General features: G+C 67.8%; 18 protein-coding genes. 8 read left to right on the top strand and 10 right to left on the bottom strand.

The features are described 5' to 3' along the window. Window positions 1–124 precede the first annotated feature (124 nt). Entirely contained in the window at window positions 125–2,221 is a 2,097-nt protein-coding gene (locus ACMGFH_RS06970; RefSeq protein WP_415382176.1) for a pectate lyase, read from the top strand. 517 nt (window positions 2,222–2,738) lie between these two features. After that, window positions 2,739–3,047: a hypothetical protein gene (locus ACMGFH_RS06965; RefSeq protein ID WP_415382175.1), complete on the top strand. Its 309-nt coding sequence runs from the start codon at window positions 2,739–2,741 to the stop codon at window positions 3,045–3,047. 9 nt (window positions 3,048–3,056) lie between these two features. Here ACMGFH_RS06965 and ACMGFH_RS06960 read toward each other — a convergent pair whose 3' ends face one another. Further along, window positions 3,057–3,896 carry a potassium channel family protein gene (locus tag ACMGFH_RS06960; RefSeq protein ID WP_415382173.1) on the bottom strand — a complete coding sequence of 280 codons (840 nt, stop codon included), beginning with the start codon at window positions 3,894–3,896 and terminating at the stop codon, window positions 3,057–3,059. Window positions 3,897–4,043: 147 nt separating this feature from the next. Next, entirely contained in the window at window positions 4,044–4,238 is a 195-nt protein-coding gene (locus ACMGFH_RS06955) for a cold-shock protein (protein WP_274322949.1), read from the bottom strand. A gap of 270 nt (window positions 4,239–4,508) precedes the next feature. On the opposite strand from ACMGFH_RS06955, the gene ACMGFH_RS06950 reads away from it, so the two are divergent. Beyond that, complete coding sequence (locus tag ACMGFH_RS06950) at window positions 4,509–5,138, top strand: class I SAM-dependent methyltransferase (protein WP_415382170.1); 630 nt, start codon at window positions 4,509–4,511, stop codon at window positions 5,136–5,138. Between the two features lie 9 nt (window positions 5,139–5,147). On the opposite strand, the gene ACMGFH_RS06945 is transcribed toward ACMGFH_RS06950, so the two are convergent. Then, window positions 5,148–6,560, bottom strand: coding sequence for an FAD-dependent oxidoreductase (locus tag ACMGFH_RS06945; protein WP_415382168.1), 1,413 nt, complete (start codon window positions 6,558–6,560; stop codon window positions 5,148–5,150). 490 nt (window positions 6,561–7,050) lie between these two features. Between ACMGFH_RS06945 and ACMGFH_RS06940 the strand changes: the two genes are divergently transcribed. The 3 genes from ACMGFH_RS06940 (at window position 7,051) to ACMGFH_RS06930 (ending at window position 10,606) form a co-directional block, all read left to right on the top strand. Further along, window positions 7,051–7,335: a hypothetical protein gene (locus tag ACMGFH_RS06940; RefSeq protein WP_415382167.1), complete on the top strand. Its 285-nt coding sequence runs from the start codon at window positions 7,051–7,053 to the stop codon at window positions 7,333–7,335. 229 nt (window positions 7,336–7,564) lie between these two features. After that, complete coding sequence (rtcA, locus tag ACMGFH_RS06935; protein WP_415382166.1) at window positions 7,565–8,578, top strand: RNA 3'-terminal phosphate cyclase; 1,014 nt, start codon at window positions 7,565–7,567, stop codon at window positions 8,576–8,578. A 141-nt stretch (window positions 8,579–8,719) separates the two neighbouring features. Beyond that, window positions 8,720–10,606 (top strand): ABC transporter ATP-binding protein, encoded by a 1,887-nt coding sequence (locus ACMGFH_RS06930; protein WP_415382165.1) that lies wholly within the window; start codon window positions 8,720–8,722, stop codon window positions 10,604–10,606. Window positions 10,607–10,717: 111 nt separating this feature from the next. Here the strand turns inward: ACMGFH_RS06930 and ACMGFH_RS06925 are convergent, their stop codons facing one another. Continuing rightward, on the bottom strand, window positions 10,718–12,244 hold the full coding sequence (locus tag ACMGFH_RS06925; RefSeq protein WP_415382164.1) for a phosphoenolpyruvate carboxykinase (ATP): 1,527 nt from the start codon (window positions 12,242–12,244) through the stop codon (window positions 10,718–10,720). Window positions 12,245–12,380: 136 nt separating this feature from the next. Next, window positions 12,381–13,403, bottom strand: a complete 1,023-nt coding sequence (locus ACMGFH_RS06920) for a deoxyhypusine synthase (RefSeq protein WP_415382163.1) — start codon at window positions 13,401–13,403, stop codon at window positions 12,381–12,383. A 110-nt stretch (window positions 13,404–13,513) separates the two neighbouring features. Between ACMGFH_RS06920 and ACMGFH_RS06915 the strand changes: the two genes are divergently transcribed. Together ACMGFH_RS06915 and ACMGFH_RS06910 are read left to right on the top strand one after the other, a co-directional pair. Continuing rightward, a complete protein-coding gene (locus tag ACMGFH_RS06915) occupies window positions 13,514–15,094 on the top strand; it encodes a succinic semialdehyde dehydrogenase (RefSeq protein WP_415382161.1) in 1,581 nt (526 codons plus the stop codon). Between the two features lie 2 nt (window positions 15,095–15,096). After that, on the top strand, window positions 15,097–16,173 hold the full coding sequence (locus ACMGFH_RS06910; protein ID WP_415382160.1) for an SDR family oxidoreductase: 1,077 nt from the start codon (window positions 15,097–15,099) through the stop codon (window positions 16,171–16,173). 87 nt (window positions 16,174–16,260) lie between these two features. Here ACMGFH_RS06910 and ACMGFH_RS06905 read toward each other — a convergent pair whose 3' ends face one another. From ACMGFH_RS06905 to ACMGFH_RS06885, 5 genes are all read right to left on the bottom strand, one after another. Beyond that, a complete protein-coding gene (locus ACMGFH_RS06905) occupies window positions 16,261–16,836 on the bottom strand; it encodes a SprT-like domain-containing protein (protein ID WP_415382158.1) in 576 nt (191 codons plus the stop codon). Between the two features lie 85 nt (window positions 16,837–16,921). Continuing rightward, window positions 16,922–18,109, bottom strand: coding sequence for a redox-regulated ATPase YchF (locus ACMGFH_RS06900; protein ID WP_415382156.1), 1,188 nt, complete (start codon window positions 18,107–18,109; stop codon window positions 16,922–16,924). 372 nt (window positions 18,110–18,481) lie between these two features. Next, window positions 18,482–19,243: a metallophosphoesterase gene (locus ACMGFH_RS06895; protein ID WP_415382155.1), complete on the bottom strand. Its 762-nt coding sequence runs from the start codon at window positions 19,241–19,243 to the stop codon at window positions 18,482–18,484. Beyond that, window positions 19,243–21,018, bottom strand: a complete 1,776-nt coding sequence (locus ACMGFH_RS06890) for a hypothetical protein (protein WP_415382153.1) — start codon at window positions 21,016–21,018, stop codon at window positions 19,243–19,245. The genes ACMGFH_RS06895 and ACMGFH_RS06890 overlap by 1 nt, the downstream gene beginning before the upstream one ends. Next, the gene (locus tag ACMGFH_RS06885; protein WP_415382151.1) at window positions 21,015–22,286 is read right to left on the bottom strand and encodes a Single-stranded DNA binding protein; all 1,272 of its coding nucleotides are present in this window, start codon (window positions 22,284–22,286) and stop codon (window positions 21,015–21,017) included. Before ACMGFH_RS06885 ends, ACMGFH_RS06890 begins: the two co-directional genes overlap by 4 nt. Window positions 22,287–22,294: the final 8 nt, after the last annotated feature.

Genomic DNA, 22,294 nt, shown 5'->3' with positions numbered 1-22,294 from the left:
TCGGGTGTGAAAAGTATCAACTAAAAATTAACTATCGCTACTCGAACTGTAAGAAGAACACGTTCTCTCCTCTTCCATTAATTTTTATTATAGTTGCGGAGTAAATGCCGGCGGGGGAACCCAAATGAGAACAAACAGACGAACGTTTCTCAGAACGATCGGAGCCGGAAGCATCGGCGCGGCCGCGACGGGACTTTTCGCGGGCAGTTCGGTAGCTGCGACGGTCGTCACGATGGTCGGCGGCGGCGACGACATCTGGGGGACCGCGGACGCGTTCCACTACTACTACACGGAGGTCACCGGCGACTTCGACGTCGTCGTGCAGAACGTCGGGGTCGAAGACACCGACTCCTGGGCGAAAGGCGGTCCGATGGTCAGGGACTCGCTCGATCCGGCGGCGGCGAACGTGATGGTCCGCCGCCGGCCCAACGGCGAGGCGTCGATGCAGTACCGGCCCTCGGACGGGGCCGATACGACGAGCGTCGGCGGGACGCCCGCCGACTGGTTGCGACTCGTCCGCAGCGGCGACACTATCGAGACCTACCACTCGACGGAGAACGGGAACTGGACGCTCGTCGAGGAACTCGGCGCGAGCGACGTGGCGCTGGGAGACAGCGTCTACCTCGGTCTGGCGGTCACGAGCCACGACACCGGAACGCTCTGCACCGCGTCGTTCCAGAACCTCTCCGGCGTCTCGCCGGACACGAGCGAGGACATCGGGGACGTTCAGGTCGCCGGTTCGACCACGGTCGAGACCGGAGTCCCCCTCGTCTCCACGGGCGAGGTAACCGACGACGGGAGCGCCGCGCCGACGGTTACCGGCGAGCTGACCGACCTCGGCGGGGCCGACTCGGCGGAGTGTTACTTCGAGTACCGCGAGGTCCCGACCGAGGAGTGGGAGACCACCGAGTCGACGACGCTCTCCTCGCCGGGCTCGTTCACGTTCGAGGCCGACGACCTGACCGGGCGGCGCTACTACGAAGTGCGGGCGGTGGCCGACACCAGCGACGGCGACACCGCGCGCGGGCTGACCGCGCTGTTCAGCACGGGCAACCCGGCAAACGGACGGAGCCCCGACCACGCCGGTCCGGACAGCGCGTCGCAGTTCGGACCCGGCGACGGCTTCGCCGAGGCGGCGCCGTGGCTCGACAACGACACGCCGCTCATCAAGATCAGAGAGCCGTCGCGCGCGCAACTCCAGCGGGCGGTCAGAGTCGACGGCGAGCGGCTGGTGGTGTTCGAGACCAGCGGCACCGTCGACCTGGGCGTGCGCGACCTGCAGATCCCCTTCGACAAGTGCTACATCGCGGGCCAGACGGCGCCGTCGCCGGGGATCACGCTCGTCAAGGGCCGACTGAACGTCAGCGCGAACGACTGCGTCGTCCAGCACCTCCGGGTCCGCCTCGGCGACGCCGGCTACGACGAACCCACGGAAGACTGGGCGCTCGACGCCGTCAACACGGCCGACGAGACGGAGAACAACGTCATCGACCACGTGTCGGCGTCGTGGAGCGTCGACGAGTGTCTCTCCGTCGGGTACCGGACGGAGAACACGACGGTGTCGAACTGCCTCGTCGCCGAGGCGTTGAACGACTCGGTCCACCCGAAGGGGCCGCACGGCTACGGCTCCCTGATCGGCAACAACGCGGAGAACGTCGCTCTGCTGGGGAACGTCTGGGCGTTCAACACCGATCGCCACCCGCGTCTCAAGGAGGGGACCGAGAGCGTCGTCGTCAACAACGTGGTCCACGACTTCGAGGACGGCACCTGGATGGACCCCGACACGGACGCCAGCATCGAGGGGAACGCCTATCTCGACCCGAACACGGACGAAGCGAACGTCTTCGCCGAGGACGGCGTCGAGACCGCGATCGCTCACCTCGCGGACAACTACACCAACGGCGACGTGCCGATGGTCGACGACGACGTGACGGTCGTCGACGAACGGCCGCTGTGGCCCGACGGCCTCGAAGCGATGCCGAGCGACGACACCGTCGACCACAACCTTGCGAACGTCGGCGCTCGCCCCGCCGATCGGACCCCGACGGACGAGCGGATCCTGCAGAACGTCAGCGACGGAGTCAGGTACAACATCGACAGCCAGGAAGCGGTCGGCGGCTACCCCGACCTCGAAGTCAACGCCCGGAAACTGGACGTCCCGAACGGCGGGACCCGAGCGTGGCTCCGGGCGAAGGCCCGTGAGGTCGAGGCCGGGGAGTAGCGCCGTCGCGTGAGCGGCCGAACCCGTCTTCGCGAGTTCCAGGGATGTCGCCGTCGCGATCCTGCCGGAACCGCTCTGGGGACGGGTCCGACCGCCCGCCGCTTTCCGTGTCTGCGCCGCACGTATGACTGATTAAAATACAATTACGAATATTTACTATTCTTACCTCTGTTTCTGGGGAGTCTGAATCGCGATCACGTTCATGGATCACATAAATCAACATCTTTAGGGCACAATTATGGCGAATATTCCGACTTTAGCCGGGGCGCGCCATATCGGCGACCGTGCTCCGTTGTTGCAGCTGTGTCATCTCATTCTTGCCTCGTAGGTGCTTAGATGGGCATAAATCGGCACCTGGATATCGAAGCGTGATATGACACGATTGGCCGATTACGGAGGACCTGTATGTTATTGAATTCCGTCACTATCCGGTACAGTTCGGATTCTATATGAGATCACCGTCCGGCTCGACCGGCGGCCCGCTGGATTTTTCTCTCGGGCGGGGATCCGTAGTGACGTGACCGACGAACGCGACCCGGAGGCCGGGCTAGAGGAGTGGAAAGACGCGATGCAGGCCGAACACGAGGAAGCGATCGCCAACCCGGACCCCGACGAGGACCACCGGATCGAGGGCGTAGCGCAGGTCAACCACCGGGTGTACTTCGCGTACGACCCCGAAACCGACCGGCTCGAACGCGACCGCGTCGAACAGGTGGACGAGCTGACTGAGCCCGAACTGCGCTCGTGCTCTTGTGGCGTCCGCGGCATGACGCCCGAGGAAGCCCGCGAGCACGTGCGAGCGGCCCACGAACGCGCGGACGACTGAGCGAGACTGTCACTCCGGCGAGTCGTACTCCTGGTAGATGACGTGCCCACACGCCTTGCAGTGAGAGGCGTCCGGGTCGTGACCGGTGAGCCCGGACTGGGGACAGGTGATCTGAATCTCGTCGTCGCTGGTCCAGGCCCGAACGATCTTCCCGGCCTGCCAGGGGATGAGAATGATCGCGCCGAGAATGCTCGCCACGGTGACCCACCGTCCCGCCCGGGTCACGGGGACGATGTCGCCGAACCCAGTTGTCGTCAGAGTGATCACCACGTAGTAGAACGCGTCGCCGAAGTTCGAGACGCCGGGGTTCGCCCGGTGCTCGACGCTGTAGAAGAGCCCCGCCGAGACGAACAGGACGACCAGCACCGTCAGCAGGAGTTTCATCGCCCGCAGGGCGCCCGCTGACACCGTCCCGAAGAAGAACTCCTCGTCCTCCGTGAACCGGTAGAATCGCAGGACGCGGACCACTCGCAGGACGCGCAGGAACCCCACGTTCAGCAGGGCGGCCGAGACCGGGGCGACGAGCACGGCGACCGTCGGGAGCACCGACAGCAGGTCGACCATCGTGTAGGGATTCGCGAACTCCGTCAGTCGATTCCGCGCGCCGTAGAGACGGAGCACGTACTCGACGGCGAAGACGCCGGCGATGAGTACCTCGACCGTCCACAGGCGCGCCTCCGTTGCCGGGTCGACGGCGTAGGTCTGGGCGACGAAGACCGCGACGAACACCAGGTTGAGGACGAGCAACGCGACGTCGATTACCTTGCCGGCGGGCGTTCGGTGATCCAGCAGGTAGAACCGGACACGCTCGCGGAGTGCTTCCATCGGCGTCGACGGCGAACTGCCCATACACCGTTCGGGGGTGCCGCGTTATAGAATCCAACGAGTCTCGACTACGCCGTCCGCGACGCCGCGGAGGGCGCAGTCGCTCGTCGGAGAAACGTGCAGTAGAACAAGGTGCGTTCGGTCGCCGTCAGGCGACAGTGCGAACCTCGGTTACGTGCGGACGACGTTCGTCGCGCGCGGGCCCTTGGGGGCGTCTTCGATCTCGAATTCGATCTCGGTCCCTTCCGTCAGATCCTCGCCGCCAACGTCCTCCATGTGGAAGAATACGTCGTCGTCAGCATCCTCGGTGTCGATGAAACCGTAACCGCCTGTGTCGTTGAAGAAGTCAACCTTACCGTTTGCCATTACAATGTAACGAACGCCGGAGGTATGTATAAGCATTCCGCATCTGTCCGATAATTCGGAAAATATCGAAACAATGTATTCTGAAAGGGGCGGTTTATGAGTATTTGATTGGGTACGTCGGGGAGATGGTCGATGGAACGCTCGATCCGTCACAACGACCGGGCGATCCGTCCGGATCAGCAGTTTCGGGCGGTATGGCACGTGACGGCGTGGGTAACCGGCGGTGGCGTCGGCCGACGAGACTATACGTCTCCCGCGCGGCGTTTGAGTGTGGATTCTAACGACGTCCGGAACCAGTGGGAGGACCGTTCGGGCGAGTACTCGCCGGAGTACTACGCCTACTACGGTCCCGACGAGACGAGCGAGACGGTCCTCGATCTGTTGACCCAGCACGTCGCGCGGGACGCGTCGGTGCTGGAACTGGGCTGTAGCTCCGGGCGTCACCTCGCGCACCTCCTCGACGGCGGGCTCGACGATCTCTCCGGCGTCGAACTCAACGAGGGCGCCTTCGACGTGATGGCCGATCAGTACCCCGAACTCCGCGAGTCGGGCACCTTCTACGCCGACGCCATCGAGGACGTGATCGGCGGCTTCGCGGACGGCCAGTTCGACGCCGTCTACTCCGTCCAGACGCTCCAGCACATCCACCCCGACGCGGCGTGGGTGTTCGAGGAGATCGCCCGGGTCACGGACGACCTGCTCGTCACCGTGGAGATCGAGGAGGAGGCGGCGGACGCCGAGCGCGTCGAAAACGAGGACGACCCCGACGTGAACTACGTCCGCGACGAGTTCCCGCTCTACTACCGGGACTGGGGGGAGATCTTCACCGGTCTCGGCTTCGAGCAGGTCGACCGGCGTGACGGGAAGCGCGACACGATTCGGGCGTTTCGCGCTCGCTGAAAGGCGTCGTCAGTCGTCGGTAGCCGTGTCGGCCGCGTTCGCTGGGTCGGACCCGCCGGCCGTCTCCATGTCGACTGACCCGTCGGCCTCGCGCGGGAAGTTGTCGATGGTGTCCGCGCGGAACGCGGACTCGTCGAACTCGTAGTCGTCGCCGAGGAAGTCGATGAGCGTCCGCGTGTCCCGCATCGCGTTCTTCAGACAGGTGGAGGCGCCGGGCGACGGCGTGATGTTGAAGATGATGTCGTCGCCGACGATCTTCGCCTCGCCCATGTCCAGCGACTTGTTCTTCGTGTCGACGATCTGCGGGCGGACGCCGCCATAGCCCTTCGCGCGCTCGATGTCGTCGAGTTCGACGCTCGGGACGACCTTCTGGACGTGCGGGAGGAACTGTTTCGGACCGACCTCCGGGACGTCGTAGAGGAGATTTCGGAGAACGTACGGGAGCAGGACCTTATCCGAGAGGATGTTCGCGTAGCTGAGGAACGCCGCCGCGTTCAGCCCGAACACGTCGAGGAAGTCCTCGACCGTCGAGATGCGGCCGCGTTCGAGCGTCGGGACGAGTTTCGCGGTCGGACCGAACCGCGTGATAGAGGGGTCGTGGACGTCGGCGTCGCCGTGGACCGCAGCGAACGGCAGTTTCTTCATCTGGAGCGTGTACACCTTCCCGTTCAGCAGGTCGTCGGCGAGGAAGAAGCTCCCGGCGACGGGGAGTAACACCTTGTCCTCGCCGTAGCCGAGCTCCTTCGCGATCTGGAGGCTGTGGGAACCGGCGGCGACGACGGTGGCGTCGCAGTCGAAGCGACCCTCGGTCGTCTCGATGGTGTAGCCGTCGAGCGTCGGCGTGATGTCCGTGACCTCGGTGCCGGTGTAGACGTCGACGTTCGACTCCTCGGCCGCCCGCTCGACGAACGACTTGGTGGTTTGCCCGTAGTCGACGACGTAGCCGTCGGGCGTCTGGAGCGCGAGCATGTCCACGTGAGGGTCACGACCCTCCACCACCTTGGGTTCGACGTCGGCGATCTCGTCGCGCTCGATCGGACGGAGCTTCGGGAATAGGTCGCCGAAGCCCTCCTCGTCGTAGCGTCGTTCGAGCGACCTGACTTCCTCGTCGCCGACGCCGAGTACCATCTTGCTCCGCTTCGCGTGCATCTCCCGTTCGGAGTCGTAGTGCTCCAGGTAACCCGCGAGCAACTCCGCGCCTTCCTTGACTTCCTCGGCCTTCTCGAGCGTGTAGTTCGTCTCGATGTCCCCGAAGTGGAGGGTCTGGGAGTTGTTCGTCCGATGGGAGTTGATCGCCGCGATCTCCGGCTCCTTCTCGATCAGCGCGATGGAGCCGATGTCGGTGAACTTCGCGGTCGTGTACAGGAGCGATGCGCCACTGATGCCGCCGCCGACGATGACGAGGTCGTATTTGCCAGACATTGTTGTGCGTTCGCGGTCGCTATGTTGCCGCGTGCGTTCCAGACTCATAACTCATCTTCTTCGTCCTCGTTTTCGACGGCAAGCGAACCGCTCATCGACGATCTACTGGGTGGGCGTATTCGGTGGATTCAGCGACTCCTGGACGGTAATTCGCGGTGTCAGAGCGGACCGGTCCGATGTACCCGCGTCCCGCGGCTCGTCGGAACGTCGGTGGCCTCGGAACTCATAGGGGTCGTCACGGCCGGGTCGTCAGGCCGGCTCGGAGACGCGGATCGTCATCGGCCGGTCGACGCTACGCCGTCGGTCGGCAAGTCGGTTTCCACATCCCGCCGCCGGGCTCCGGAGACGGTCCCGCCGGGTCCGTCGGCCGGCGAGTAACCGATGGTTTCCGTTCGTAAGTTCGGGATGTTCACTCTCGCCGGCCGGTAACCTGGGGTTGTCTCACCTACCGAGCGGCTAACTAAACCCGGTCCGGCCCAAGAGCGGCTGCATGGAATCACAAGGTCAACAGCAAGAGGCGATGCGAGCGGCCGAGGAGACAGGTACGGACCCCGCGGTGATCCTGGCGGCCGGGTCAGTTGCGCTGTCCTGGTTTTTCTTCTACGCCAAAGGTGACAAAGAACAGGGGATATTCGTGGGTCTGTGGCCGCCGACGATCCTCGCGTTCGCCAGCTACTTCGAACAGACGAAGATGAGCGACATGGTCAAGCGCGCGACCGGCCGCGACACGCTGGTCGGCCGCGTCGAGCGGATGGTCCAGAGCCGGTCCGAGTGAGAGCGGCGAGACCGTCCGTCCTCCTTTCCTCGCGGTCGCGATAGCACGCCGGATGTCGAGCGGACAGACCCGTTCGACGCCTCTCGGCGGATAGTTCCACATGCTGTCCCCATCCGAGAGCCGCCGCTACGACCGGAACAGACCTGCTTCGACAGCCCGAGAGTGTCGTTTTGTCCAGTTCGAGACGCCCACCGGGAAACATATACCAGTCCGCGAGCAAGCGCCGGCTATGTTGGAGGTCGACGGGGGGGACGGCGGGGGCCAGCTGGTTCGGACCGCCCTTTCGCTCGCGATGCTCGACGGGGAACCCGTCGAGATAACGGACGTGCGGGGGACGCGATCGACGCCCGGTCTCAAACCGCAGCACCTCGCGGCCGTCGAGACAGCGGCGGCGGTCTGTGACGCCACGGTCGAGGGCGCCGAACAGGGGTCCGAGACCGTCCGGTTCGAGCCGGGGACGCCGTCCGGCGGCCGCTACGAGGTCGATATCGGGACCGCCGGTAGCCTGACGCTGCTGTTCGACACGTTACTGCCGCTGGCGACCCGGATCGACGAACCGCTGACGCTCACTGCGACGGGCGGGACCGACGTGAAGTGGTCGCCGCCGCTCGACTACTACCGCGAGGTCAAGATTCCGCTCCTCCGTCGCCTGGGGATCGCCGCGACCGTCGACTGCGAACGGACGGGGTTCTATCCGGCTGGCGGCGGTCGCGCGACGTTACGCCTCTGGCCGTCGACGCTCTCGCCGCTCGACCTCGTCGAGCCGGGACGGCCGACCGCGGCGCGCGTCTACTCGAAAGCGTCAGCTGACCTCGCAGACGGGGACGTCGCCGAGCGGCAGGCCGACGCCGCGACCGACGCGATCGCTGGGCTCGGTGTCCAAGTGGTCCACCACCGCACGGCGTACGCGGCCGCCGAGAGCTCGGGCTCGGTCGTGACGGTCCGCGTCGACGCCGGCGGTTCGCCGGTCGGGTTCGACGCGTACGGAGCGCCCGCGAAGCCGGCCGAGGACGTGGCGCGTGAGGCGTCCGACGCGATCCGTCGATGGCGGGAATCCGGGGCGGCCGTCGACGCCCACCTCGCCGACCAGTTGCTGGTCTTCCTCGCGCTCGCGGGCGGTCGGCTATCGATACCGCGAGTCACCAACCACGTGTCCTCGAACCGCGACCTCCTCGCCGCCTTCGGCCGCGAGGTGACCGTCGACGAGTCCGGCCGGGCGCCGGCGCTCGTCGCTGATCGGTAACTGACAGGTTTTCCGCTGGGGTCGTGCTCGACGCCCGCTGATCGACACACCGGTCGCGGAACGTCTCTCCGGTAACTGACCTGTCGGCAGCGGAGAATGCAAACCCTTTTGCGGGACTATCGACTGGCCGGACACGATCGAATGTCCGAAGGCACGACAGTCGCGGTCGCGGACCGAGTCGACGAGGTCGAGGCCCCGCTGCGTCGGGTGTTCCGGGAGTACGGGCTGCCGCGGGTCCACTGGTTCGTCGTCGCCGTGGCGATGAACCTCGTCGCGCGGCTCTCCAGTCTCGTCCCGCCGCTGGTGCTCGGGACGGCCATCGACGCCGTGTTCAACGGGTCGAGCGACTACTCGCTCCCGCTCGTACCGAACGCGTGGCTCCCCGCGGAGCCGAAGGCGCAGTTCTGGTTCTCCGTGGCGCTCATCGTCGGCGCGTTCGTGGTCACGGCGGCCTGCACGTGGGCACAGGGGATCACGAGCGACGTGTTCGCCCACCGTTCGCTGCACGCGGTCCGCGTCGACACCTTCCGGAAGATGCAGGAGCTCGACATGGCCTTCTTCGACGAGCAGCAGACCGGCGAGGCCATGTCCATCCTCAACCAGGACGCGACCAACCTGGAGCGCTTTCTCGACCAAGCGCTGAAGAACGGCTTCCGGCTCGTCATCATGGTGCTGGCCATCGGCGCCCTGCTCATCTCGATGAACTGGCAGCTCGCACTGGTGACGCTCGTCGGCGTGCCGCTGATGACGCTCTTTACGATCTGGTTCAGCCGCAAGGTCGCGCCGCGGTACGACGCCGTCCGCTCCAGCGTCGGCGACCTCAACACCCAACTGGAGAACTCCATCGGCGGGATGCAGCTCGTCAAGACCTCGAACACGGAGGACTTCGAGACCGAGCGTGTCGAGCGGGCGTCGTGGAACTTCTACACGACGAACATGGACGTGCTGAAACTCGCCTTCCTCTACCGGCCGGGGATGCGCCTGCTCGCGGGCCTCTCGTTCGTCGCCACGTTCGTCGTCGGCGGGCTATGGCTGTTCTCGGGCCCGCCGCTTTTCTTCTCCGGCGAGCTCTCCGTCGGGGAGTTCGTCGTCTTCATCTTCCTGACTCAGCGCTTTATCGACCCGCTGGCGCAGATCTCGAACATCATCGACTGGTTCGAGAACGCCCGCGCCAGCGGCAAGCGCATCTTCGGCCTCATGGACACGCCCGTCCGCATCGAGGACGGCCCCGACGCGATCGAACTCGACCCCGTCGAAGGGGCGGTCGAGTACGACGACGTGACCTTCGGCTACGACGAGGAGACGATCATCGAAGACGTGAGCTTCGACGCCGAGGCGGGCGACACGGTGGCGTTCGTCGGGCCGACCGGCGCTGGCAAGTCGACGGCGGTCAAGCTCCTGATGCGACTCTACGACGTGGACGACGGCGCCATCCGCGTCGACGGCCACGACGTGCGCGACGTGACCGTCGGGAGCCTCCGGGAGTCGATCGGCTACGTCAGCCAGGAGACGTACCTCTTCGACGGGACCGTCGCCGAGAACATCCGCTACGGGGAGTTCGACGCCTCCCGCGAGGAGATCATCGAGGCCGCCAAGGCCGCGGAGGCTCACGAGTTCATCCAGGAACTCGCTGACGGCTACGACACCCAGGTCGGCGAACGCGGCGCGCGGCTCTCGGGCGGCCAGCGCCAGCGCATCTCGATCGCCCGCACCGTCCTGCAGGATCCGGACATTCTGATCCTCGACGAGGCGACCTCGGCCGTCGACACGGAGACGGAGGTGCTCATCCAGCGCTCGCTCGACCGCCTGGCCGCCGACCGGACTACCTTCGTCATCGCCCACCGCCTCTCGACGGTGACCGACGCCGACTCGATCCTGGTGCTGGAAGACGGGCGCGTCGCCGAACGCGGCACGCATCAGGAACTGCTCGAAGTGGACGGGCTATACGCGAACCTCTGGGCGGTCCAGGCCGGCGAGATAGACGACCTGCCGGACGAATTCGTCGACAGGGCGCGCGGAGACGCCTGAGACCGGGATACCGGAACGCGCACCTCGAGGACGCGGACTTCTGATCTGCGAAGTGTCGAGAGCGGCCAGAGAACGCCCGAGACGACGGCCGCTCCGCAGCGCTCGAATCCGTCAGTAGACGGCCGTTTGAATCGCTTCGTCCAGATCCTCGAACTCGTCGAGGTACTCGCGGCGCTCCTCGCGCAGGTCGGCGATCTGTTCGTCGGCGTCCGCCAGCGCGTCACCGACGTCGAAGCGGCTCACGTCCAGTTCCGGAACGGCGTCGGGGACGGTCAGCCCCGTCGTCGGGTCGTCGGTCCACTCGACGCGGCCGCGGCTGACCTCGCGGAGCAGCGTCACGGTGTCGTCGACGCCGACGTCGCGGTCGCCGACGGTCCCGGTGTTCAGGAGGTACGCCTCCACGTCGAGGTCGGCGACGAGGTCGCGGAAGCGGTTGCCCTCCTCGCCCTCCGAGCCGATGATGAAGGGGTTGGTCCCGACGACGCGGATGGCCTCGCCCGCGCTGTCGGGGTCGCCGGCGCTGGTCTGGACGGACTCGCCGAGCATGAACGCGACGGCGGCCTCCTCGGGCGAGAGCTTCGCGATGGGCGGCATCGCGGGGTTGCGCGTGATGAAGAACACCTGGTCGACGGCGGGGAGGTCGATGTCCTCGTCCGCCGAGGGGAGGTGCTCGCGCCGGACGATGGCGCGGGCGTTGGCGGTGTGGGCGTCGCTGTCGAAGTCGACCGTCCCGTCGTCGGCGACGTCGACGTTCTCCAGCACCGCCGACTCGTGGGTCGCGGCCTCGTACATAGCCGGCTGTTCGTCGGGACCGAGTCCGATGGTCTTGATGTATAGCCCATCGCCCTCGCTCCCGGCGACCGTGCCGTCCTCGCGCAGGGCGCAGACGTCGTCCTGGAGCATCGTCGCATCTTCCGGGGCTTCGAGTCCCAGACCGTGGGCGGTGAGCGTCGACTTGCCGGTGCCCGAGAGGCCGAGGAAGACCTGTCCGACCGTCTCCAGGTCGTCTTCGCCGTCACCGTCGCGGTCCCCGGTTTGGAGGCGGACGCGCTTGGTGCCGGCGTGGAGGCCGAGGCCGCCCTGGCGCTTGGCGTCGAGCATGAACAGCCGCAGGAACGACTTCTTGGCCTCGCCGGAGTAGTCGGTCCCGAGGACGGCGGTGAACCCCTCGTCGGGGAGTACGCGGATGGCCACCTCGTCGGCGTCCGGAAGCTGGACGGTCGTGAAGTCGGGCTCGGCCCCCTCGGACGCGGGTTTGAGGAGGTTGGCCCACGACAGCGCGATCCGGCTGAACTCCTTCGGGACGTAGTAGCGGCAGACGTAGCTGTTCTCGGGGTGGCGGCCGAGCTGGCGGTCCAGACAGACCATCTCGCGGTCCGCAGCGGCGTCGAGGACCGTCTCGACGTGCTCGTAGTCGCCGGCGCCGAAGTCGGCGTCGAGCGCGTTCTCCGTCAGGTCGGCGTTGCGCGACTGGTGTTCGCTCACGTACGACGGCGACCCGTACTCCGTCGTCGTCTCCTTCTCCCGCGCGAACTCGCGCAGCTCCGAGAGCGTCGGGTCGTACACGACGTTGTCCGCTGTCCGGGGATCTGCGAGCGCCGCGGCCGGGGACTCTATCGGTGTCCCGTATTGTGACATCGTACCCATTCGTTCACATCCGACCGTGATAAAGGTAGTTTGGCAACCGATCGTTTGATAATTGCTGCCATAGAATTAATTTTTAAAACGCGAGTAAATCGTTGGGCGGGTCCTACGTCTTTCCGGCAGGGGCTGCTCAGTCGCGGTTCTCGACCCGCTCGCGGGCGGCGGCGACGACTAACGGGAGGGTGATCGTCGCGTCGGCGTAGACGGAGGCGTTCCGAGCCGCCTTCTCCAGTTTGCCCCACGATCGGGCCTCGTCCAGCGTCGCACCGGAGAGGCCGCCCGTCTCCGGGGTATCCATCGTCAACTGGACCGCGTAGTCGTAGGCGTCCGGCGCCACCAGCATCGTCTGGAGCGTGTAGTTCTTCGGGACGCCGCCACCGACGACCATCGCGCCCGCCTCCTCCGCCTCGAAGGCCTGGTCGGTGATCGTCGTCATGTCCGCCAGTGCGTCGAGCGTGAACTCGCTCGTCTGCGAGTACATCCACGCCTGGAGGCCCAGCACGGAGTCCTGCACGGCCGGGCAGTATATCGGGACGTCGTGTTCGTACGCGGCGGCCGCGACGCCCGCGCCCTCGTCGATGTCGCCCTCGTCGTTCACCGCGGCGTTCGCGCGGCCGAGTTCCTCGGTGAACCGCTGGATGCTGACCGCGCCCGACTCCTCGCACTCCGCTTCGAGCGTCGGGAACACCTCGTCGCGGAGATGGCTCTCGAACAGCGCGAAGTGCTCCTGCGGGAGGTAGACGTTGTAGATGCGGTCGACGCCCTCGTCGCGCAGGCGCTCGTCGTGCTCGCGCTCGGTCTTGCCCTCTTCGTGGACCTGCCCGTGGTGGTGTTTGCCGCCGATGGCCTCGATCGCGTCGTGGGTGAGGTTCGCGCCGGTAGTTACGAGCGCGTCGATGTGCCCGTCCCGGATCAGGTCGGCGACGATGCGTCGCATCCCGGTCGGGACCATCGCGCCGGCGAGGCCGAAGAAGTTGGTCACGTCGTCGTCGAGCATCTCGGCGTAGACGTCGACCGCCTCGTGGAGGGCGCTGGCACCGATGCCGGCGTTCCCGTACTCGTCGGCCAGTTCGCCGACGGTCATGCCCGCGCGGGCCTCTGCGTGGCCGATCGGGTCGTGTTCGAACGTCTCGCGTGGCGTCTCGTCGCTCATTGCTCGCTCGTCGGCCGCCCGCGCGCTTCAAGCCCGCGGTTCGCCCCGAACCCGGCGGCGGGCCCCGGCGACGGGAAACACCGAAATAGCCAGGTTCCCTGACAGTGCGCATGGCACCGTCTCGCGCGGATTCCGCGCTGTCGAAACGCGACCGGGAGCGCCTCTGCAGGGGCGTCACGACCGTCGGCGACAGGGAGTCGTCGCCGGTCAGGACACCGCTGACCGGCGAGCGGTTCGGGTCGGTTCCGGACTGCACACCCGACGACGCGGCCGCCGCGGTCGAGCGAGCGCGGGCCGCCCAGGCCGAGTGGGCCGCTCGACCGGTCTCCGAGCGGGCCGACGTGCTCCGCCGGTTCGCCGACGCGGTGACCGCGAACCGGAGCGACCTGCTCGACGTCGTCCAGTTAGAGACCGGCAAAGCGCGCTTCGACGCCCTCGAAGAAGTGCTCGACGTCGTCGCCACCGCCGAGTACTACGCCCGACGCGGCCCCGGGCACCTCGAATCCGCACGCCGTTCCGGCGCGATCCCGGGGCTCACACGAACGGTCGAGCACGCGGATCCCGTCGGCGTCGTCGGTTGTATCTCGCCGTGGAACTACCCGTTCACGCTCGCCGTCTCGGACCTGTTGCCCGCACTCCTCGCCGGCAACGGTGCCGTCCTGAAGCCCGCCGAGCAGACGCCGTTTTCCGCGCTGGTCGCGGTCGACCTGCTCGAATCCGCCGGGCTGCCCGCCGACCTCTTCCAGGTCGTGACCGGCGACGGCGAGCGACTGGGCGAGCCGCTGATCTCGCGAGTCGACCACCTGCGGTTCACCGGGAGCACCGCGGTCGGCCGCGAAGTCGCCGCCCTCGCGGGCGAACACCTCGTCGACGCCTCGCTGGAACTCGGCGGGAAGAACGCCGCGCTCGTGCTCGACGACGCCGACGTCGAGACGACCGTCCGCGGCCTGATCAACGGCTGTTACGCGAACGCCGGCCAGCTCTGCATCGCGACCGAGCGCGTCTACGTCGAGCGGCCGGTGTACGACGAACTCCGCGAGCGGTTCGTCGACGCGACCGAACGACAGGACCTCGGCGTGGGGTTCGACTACGGCCCCGACGTCGGGTCGCTGATCAGCGCCGAACAGTTGGAAACGGTCGAATCGCACGTCGAGGACGCCCGCGAGCGCGGTGCGACGGTCGAGACGGGCGGCCAGCGGCGTGAAGACGTGGGTCCGTGGGTGTACGAACCGACTGTCCTCACAGACCTGCCGGCAGAAGCGACGGCCGCGAGCCAGGAGACGTTCGGTCCGGTCGTCTCGGTCGTGCCGGTCGACGGCGTCGACGAGGCCGTCGAGCGGGCCAACGACACCGACTACGGCCTCCACGCGAGCGTCTGGACCGGCGACGCCGACCGCGGCGAGCGCGTCGCCCGCCGGCTGGAAACCGGGACCGTCTCGATCAACGACGGCTACCGGGCCATGTGGCTGTCGACGGACGCGCCGATGGGCGGCGTCGGCGACTCGGGGATCGGCCGCCGCCACGGGCGCGAGGGGATCCGCGAGTACACGGAGTCACAGACAGTCACGACTCAGCGCGGTCACCCGCTGGCGTTCCCGGACGCCGTTCCCGACCGTTTCACCGCAGCGGGCGCGACGGCGGGCGTCCGCGCGCTCCGCTGGCTTCGCGAGCGTTCGCCGCTGGGTGAGTGACGATGCAGTTGCTCACCGGGTTCCCCGGATTCCTCGGGTCGGCGCTGCTGTCGCGGCTGCTCTCGCGTACCGACGAGCGGCTCGTCTGCCTCGTCCAGTCACACTATCGGGAGCGGGCGGACGAGCGGGCCGCGACGCTGACCGACGAGGCCGGGGTCGACCGCGACCGGGTTCGGCTCGTCGAGGGCGACATCACCGACCCACGACTCGCGGTCGACGACTACGACGGACTCCGGCGAGATGCGCGCGTGGTCTATCACCTCGCAGCGGTGTACGACCTCGGCGTCGCGCGACCGCTGGCCGACCGGGTGAACGTCGACGGCACCCGGAACGTGCTCGACTTCGCGGTCGGTGCGGACGTCGACCGGTTCCACTACGTCAGCACGTGTTTCGTCAGCGGCCGGTACGACGGGACCTTCACGCACGAAGACCTCGACGTCGGCCAGTCGTTCCACAACCACTACGAGGCGACCAAGTTCGAAGCGGAGCGGCTCGTCCAGGCCCGGATGAAGGAGGGGTTCCCGGCGACGGTGTACCGGCCGGCGATCGCGGTGGGAGACAGCCGCACGGGCAAGACCCAGAAGTTCGACGGGCCGTACTACCTGCTCAAACTGATCCTCCGGCAGTGGCCCGTCGCCGCAGTGCCAGTCCCGCTCAGGCCGTCCGCGACCCGGCTGAACGTCGTCCCGCGGGACTTCGTCGTCGACGCGATGGCCGCGATATCGGCGCGCGACGACTCGGCCGGCGAGGTCTATCAGCTCTGTAACCCGCACCCGCCGACGATCCGCCGACTCGTGGAGACACTCGGGCGGGCCGCCGGGCGACGGGTCCTCCCCCTCAGGGGGACGACCAGGCTCGCCCGCGTCGCGACCGAACGCGTCCCGGGGATCGCTGACGAACTGGGGATCGAACCCGCTGCGCTCCCGTACCTCTCGCAGCCGACGACGTACACGGACGAGAACGCCCGCGAAGCGCTTGCCGAGACGGCCGTGCGGTGTCCGCTGTTCTCGTCGTACGCGGACGTCCTGGTCGCGTACGCCCGCGAACATCTCGACGAGGGCGCGGGGGCGATGACCTGAGCGGACGACTGTGCGGTGACCTGAGCGGACGACTGTGCGATGACCTGATCGGACGACAGGGCGACGACCCGAGACGGTTCGGGTCCGCTACTCGACCGCGAGCGCCGCCTGACAGCACGACGACCGGTACTCGTCGGCCCGGCGGACGAGCTTGCAGTCCCTGTAGCGCCGAGCGACGAGCGCGTCGCACTCCGCACAGCGGAGGACGTACTTCGGGTCGGAGAACGTCTCGCAGTGGACCTCGGTGTCGAGTTCGCGGGCGCGAGCTTTGAACGCGGATCCGTGGTCGGTGGTGCCGCAGTGCTGGTACTGTTCGAGGTGGACGAGTTCGTGGCGAAGGGTCGACTCCCACTCCTCGCGGTCGAAGGCGTCGAAGGCGTCCCACGTCAGCGACAGCGTGGCCGGGAACGGACGGCCGCCGGCCCGCCGGCCACCCGCTGCGACCGCCGACTCCCAGTCGATCGGGGTGCCGACTTCCGCTTCCGGGATCTTCGGGCGTTTGAGTGCGGCCGCTCGGCGCTTGGCGCGCGTCGAGACCTCCCACTCGACGAGGTCGAAGCGGACGTCGACCAGCCACTCGCGGCGGACGTCCTTGCAGTAGTCGCGCGACCACGCGACGAGGTCGTCGTGGGTCGATATCTCGTCGTACGCCGGCGCCGTCACGATACCCCCGACAAGGTCGTGCGGTCTCTTGAATCGCTCGCTCGCGGAAGACGGGCGGCGGTTCCCCCGTTCGGCGGCCTCGCTCTCAATTCGTCGTCGTGATCTCGACGACGTCGCGGTGGTCGAGTTCCGTGTCTGCGCCGACCTGCCGACCCGAGCGGATGTCCATCGCGTGCAGGAACCCCTCGCCGATGTCGGTGTGCAGGAAGTACGCGAACTCCTCGGCCGTCGAACCGCCCGGCAGGACGAAACAGTCCTGCAGGAAGGTGCCGTCCTCCTGGGGCTTCTCCGCGCCGGGGAACACCGCGATGGCGTCGAGGACGTCGAAGAGAGCGGTCTCGAGAGCGCGCTGGACGCCGGTCCCCTCGTATTCGGTGACGAACTCGCGGATGGCTTCGAGGCCCGCCTCCTGCTCGTCGCTCACGTCGCCGACGATCTCGAACTCGGGATCGCCGGGTCGGTAGTCGACGACGCCCTGTTCGTCGGCGGATTTCAGGGCCTTCTCGGCGTGGGCCGAGACGGGGACGAATGTGAGGTGGTCGTACTCGTCTTCCGCGGTGATCTCGGCGAAGTTCTCCTGGGCGGCCGGCTTGTCCATCTTGTTCGCGGCGACGACCATCGGCTTCGTCCGCAGTCGGATCTCGCGGGCGAGCGACTCGCGGTCCGCCTCGTCCCACTCGTCGGGGTCGAGTCCGAGGCCAAGCGAGAGGAGCACCTGCTTAATCTCGTCCTCGTTCGTCCCGAAGGCGCTCATCTGCTCGGCCAGGTCGACCTCGATGTCGCGGTCCTCGCCCTGATAGCCCGAGCGGAAGCGCTCGATGCCCTTCTCCAGGATGTCGAGGTACCACATGTCCAGTTCCTCCTCGAGGAAGTCGATGTCCTCGCGCGGGTCGTGGTCCTCGGTCGCCTCGCCCTCGATGTCGGTCTCGCCGGAGAAGTCGACGACGTGGACGAGCACGTCCGTCTCGTTGAGGTCGGAGAGGAACTGGTTGCCCAGGCCGCGGCCCTCGTGTGCGCCGGGGACGAGGCCGGCGACGTCGACGAGTTTCGACGGGACGAAGCGGACCCCCTCTTCGCAGTAGCCGGTGTTCGGCGTGCAGGAGTGGTCGAACTCCGGCGCGGCGCAGTCGACGCGGACGTACGCCTCGCCGACGCTCGGGTCGATCGTCGTGAACGGATACGCGCCCTCGGGCACGTCGTTCATCGTCGCGGCGTTGAACAGGGTCGACTTGCCCACCGAGGGCTTACCGACGAGTCCGATACGGTAACTCATTGCCCCCTGTATCCAGACGCGCGGCTAAAGGGTTTCTAATCGGATACGTCCGATCGGCCGTCTGTGCCCTCTCTCGGTGCGTTTGTGACTGTTTCGCATTACAAACGTCGAATGTGATACAGTCACACGGAGGCGGTCGGGTCCGGTACGGCGGGCTCGGCGATCCTGGAACACTCCCGCGGGAGCAATCGATACCCGGCGCCGACGGGGCCGATCGGACGTCCCCGCGAGTCCGTTCGACGCGCGGAGACGGGTGGCCGAGGTCGAGCGCGTCGGGCCGTTCCCGGAAGCGAACGAACCCGAGACGGTCGGGCCCTCGGTCGACCTGAGCGAGGAGACGCGACAGTCGGCGGCAACGCCCGGTCGGCCGGTTCAGACTCGCCGGTAATCGCCGAGGCGGGTGCCGTCGAGGAGGTACGCCTGGCCGTCGACCAGCCCGTCGGGCAGGAACGGGGCGAGAAAGTCCTGCCCGTCGACGTTGACCCAGGTGCCGCCGGACAGATCGTTGAACGCCGGGAACACGACCAGCTCGGCGTCGGGACCGATGTCGATGTCGACGTCGTGGAACTCGCGGAAGGGGATGGGGTTCAGGTCGCCGCGGAGCCACGCGCGTTCGACGCGGGCGCCACCGACCTCGTCTTCGAGGCGGACGACGGGGTGCTCGTGGGCGACGCAGACCACGTCGGCGGTGAGGACGTCCGGGCTCGGCCAGGTGTGGCCGTGTGCGAAGCCGACGTCGTCGACGCGGACGCCGTGGCCGGGCGTGATCTCGACCGACTGGTCGACCCGTTCGAGGAGCGACGCCGCGTCGCCGTCGTGGTTGCCCTTGACGAGCGTGACCGGGAGGTCGACGGGGAGACCCTCGAAGAGTGCGATGATTTCCTCGCGCTCGGCGCGGCTGGGGTCGCCGATGGCGTTCGCGAGGTCGCCGAGGACGACCAGCCGGTCCGGTTGTTCGGCGTCGACGAGCGCGAGGAGCGACTCGCGGCGCTCTGGCCCGTGGTCGGGGAGTTCGACGCCGTCCCGCCGGAGCCCGGCCTCGATGCCGGCGTGGTAGTCGGCGACGACGAGCAGCCGCTGGTCGGCAGTCGCCGCGATGGCGGCCGGTTCCCCCGGGAGCGGTTCGACGCCCATCAGATCGGCTTGTACACGTCGTCGTCCGGCTCGTAGCAGCGGCCGTCCATCAGGGCGTCCTGGATGGCGTCGCGCACCTCGTCTGCGGGCGCGCCGATCCGGCTCGTCACGGCGTCGACGATGTCGTCCGCGTGGGCGCCGTCGCCCTCGTCGATGTCGCGCATCGCGTCCATCACCGCGTCCTCGACGTCGACGTCTTCGGCCGGCTCGGCGTCGGCCGCCTGCTCGGCGTCGGCCGTCGACTCGGTCGACTCCTCGGCGGCTTCCGGTTCCGCGTCGGCCGCCTCCGTCGCGTCGGACTCGGCGGCCTCGGCGTCGTCCGTCTGGGACTCCGCGGGCTCCGCTGGCGCGGAGGCGTCGGTAGCTCCGCCCGCCGCGGGTTCCTCGCTCGCGGCGTCGCCCTCGGCGAGTTCGTCGGGGTCCGGCGTCTCGATGCCGGCCTCGCCGGGCTCGCCGACTTCGCTGCCGCTCTGGAACTCCGTCCCGAACTCCTCCTCGATCTCCTCGCGCTCGTCCTCGTCGAGGTCGAACTCGCCGGGGTCGAAGTCGTCGAGGTCGTCCCCGTCCGCGGCACCGGTGTCGGCGGCGGCGTCGGATTCCTCGGGCGCCGATTCGACGGCCGGGTCCGTCTCGCTGGACTCGTCGACAGCGGTTTCGGTGGACTCGGTGACGGCGGTCGTCGATCCGCCGGCCTCCGCCGCCGATCCGACCGGCTCGTCGGCGGGCTCCGACGGGGAGTCCTCGGCCGGTTCGGACGCGCTCGCCGGTTCGGTCTCCGGCGCTGACTCGGTCTCGGTTCCGCCCGTGTCGGCAGACGTCTCCGTGTCAGTGGCGGTCTCCGCGTCGGTGGTCGTCTCCGTGTCTGCGGTCGTGCCCGCAGCGGTCGCGGGCTCTCCGGATTCCGCGCCGGTGCTCGTCTCGTCGGAAGTCGTCGCCGAGGCCGCGTCGGCGGACTCGGTGCTGCTGGCGGTCGCCGCGGTCGACTCGTCGCCGAGCGCGCCGCCGAGGTCCGTGCTCTCACCGCCGACGTTGGGGGCGATGTCCATCGCGGCGAGCGACGCGAGGTCCGCCTCGCCCGGCGCGTCGGGGGAGGCGGTGTGTCCGTCGACCTCGTCTCGCTCGTCGGCGACGACTTCGAGAGCCTGGACGGCGGTGTTCCGGACCACGTCCAGGTACGCGGGCGTCGTGCCGTAGTGGTCGATGGCGAGCGGGATGCCCGCTGCCAGTCCGGTGTCGACGCCCTCGGATTCCAGCGCGGCCCGCAACTCGTCGCCGCGTTCGTCCATCTGGAGCGCGCGGGCCATCGTCCGCACGCGGTCGAGGGTCTGGCGGGCCGTCCCGACGGTCCAGCGGTCGCGGGTCTCCGCGTCGACCTCGTTGACGTTCTCCGGGCGGATCGAGGTGTAGGTCACGTCGGAGTCGTCGGGCTGGAACGTCCGGGCCTTCCCGGTGACGGCGACGAACATCGGCGGCTGGGCGCGCTCGAAGAAGGCCTGCGCGTCGGGCTGGTACTGCCCGGCGTAGACGACGAACGCGCCCGTGGGGTCGACCACCCTGGCGCGGAGCACGTCTTCGCTGGCGTTTTCGACCTCGGTGAGGACGCCGACGACGAACAGGCGGTTGACGCGCCCGCCCGTCGGCGTGACCACGTAGTTCGGGGCGCGCTCCTCGTCGCTCTCGGAGTACGAGAAGTCGGCGTCCTCGAACTCCGCGGCGAACAGGCGGTAGGCGACCTCGCGACGGCCCGCGCCGCCCTGGTCCTCCGACCCGCTCATTGCCGGACCTCCGCCAGCAGGTCACTGGCACGCGCTGCGGGGTCGTCCTCCGTCTCCTCGAAGGTGCGAGCGTTGAGGTTGGCGCCGTACTCGTCGACCGACAGCGAGCCGCGCACGCGGAACTCGCGGCCGACGATCTCCTCGCGGATGGCGTCGGCGACGGCCTCCTGGTCCATCTCCTCGCGGGCGTGCTCCTTCGCGTCCTCGAGGCCGCCGCCGTAGATCTCCTCGGTGAGCCCGTCGTCGAGGATGGCGGTCACGGTCCCGGTGCCGTCGTCGAGGATGGCCTTCACGCGCAGGTCGTCGACGCCGTCGACGGCGCCGTGGGTCCGGCACTGGCCGTTCTGTACCACGCGGCCGCACTCTGGGCAGCGCTCGATGAGGCCGGAGCCGTCGCGGACCGCGATGACGTTCCCGACGATCTCCACGTCGAACAGGCCGCCCGATTCGATAGCGTCTCTGACGGCCAGTGCGGGCGCATCCTCGGTGGGCTCGACCGACCGGTCGAGTTCGGCGACGGTCGTGAACTCCGAGACGTTGACCGACGGGGCGCCGCGGAACTCGCGGACGAACACGTCTTCGAGGCGGAGAGAGGCGCCTTCGGTGATCGCCTCGTGGGGCTCCCAGTCGGTAAAGGGGAGCCGGGTCGTCTCGTCGGCGAAGATGCCGCTCAGGATGTCCGTCTCGCCGTCGCGGCCGTCGATGGTCTTCGTCTCGACCTCCAGTACTGTTACCTCGACGTCGATCCCGCGGTCGCCGGGTTCGAGTTCGGCGAGCGTCGCGTCGCCGCCCACCGGGTAGTCGACGGCGAGGTCTTCGTCGGCGAGCTGGATGGTCGTGCTCTCGCCGAGGTTGAGTTCGGGGTCGCCTTCCCACTCGCGGACGCCGGCGTTGCCGGCGGTGATCGTCTGCCCGGCTTCGAGGCCGAAATCGTCCCACGCGGTGTAGGATATCTTCCCGCTCTCGTCGGCGATCTCCCCCTCGAAGATGACGTGGTCCGACCCCTGGTAGCGGATCGACCGCTTGCCGACCGTCAGCACCGTGCCGGTGACGGTGACCGAGGAGTCGCCCGTCGAGACGTCGGCGATGTCTTTGGTCGTCGGGCCGCCGCTGTCGCTCGACCCGTCACCGTACTTCCGGCGGAGACTGTCCTTCGCTTCCTCGACGGGGACGCTGTACTCGACGAGGTTCTCCAGGTCGCGTTTGACCTCCGTTTTGTCGACACCGAGGCTGGAGGCGAGTTCCTCGGCATGGTCGTCTAAGCTCATCACCGAGA

This window comes from Halosimplex rarum (genome assembly GCF_047715405.1).
GTDB classification, from domain to species: Archaea; Halobacteriota; Halobacteria; order Halobacteriales; family Haloarculaceae; genus Halosimplex; species Halosimplex rarum.
The sequence above is the reverse complement of the archived record's forward strand: the minus strand, read 5'-3'. Positions and strand labels throughout refer to the sequence as shown.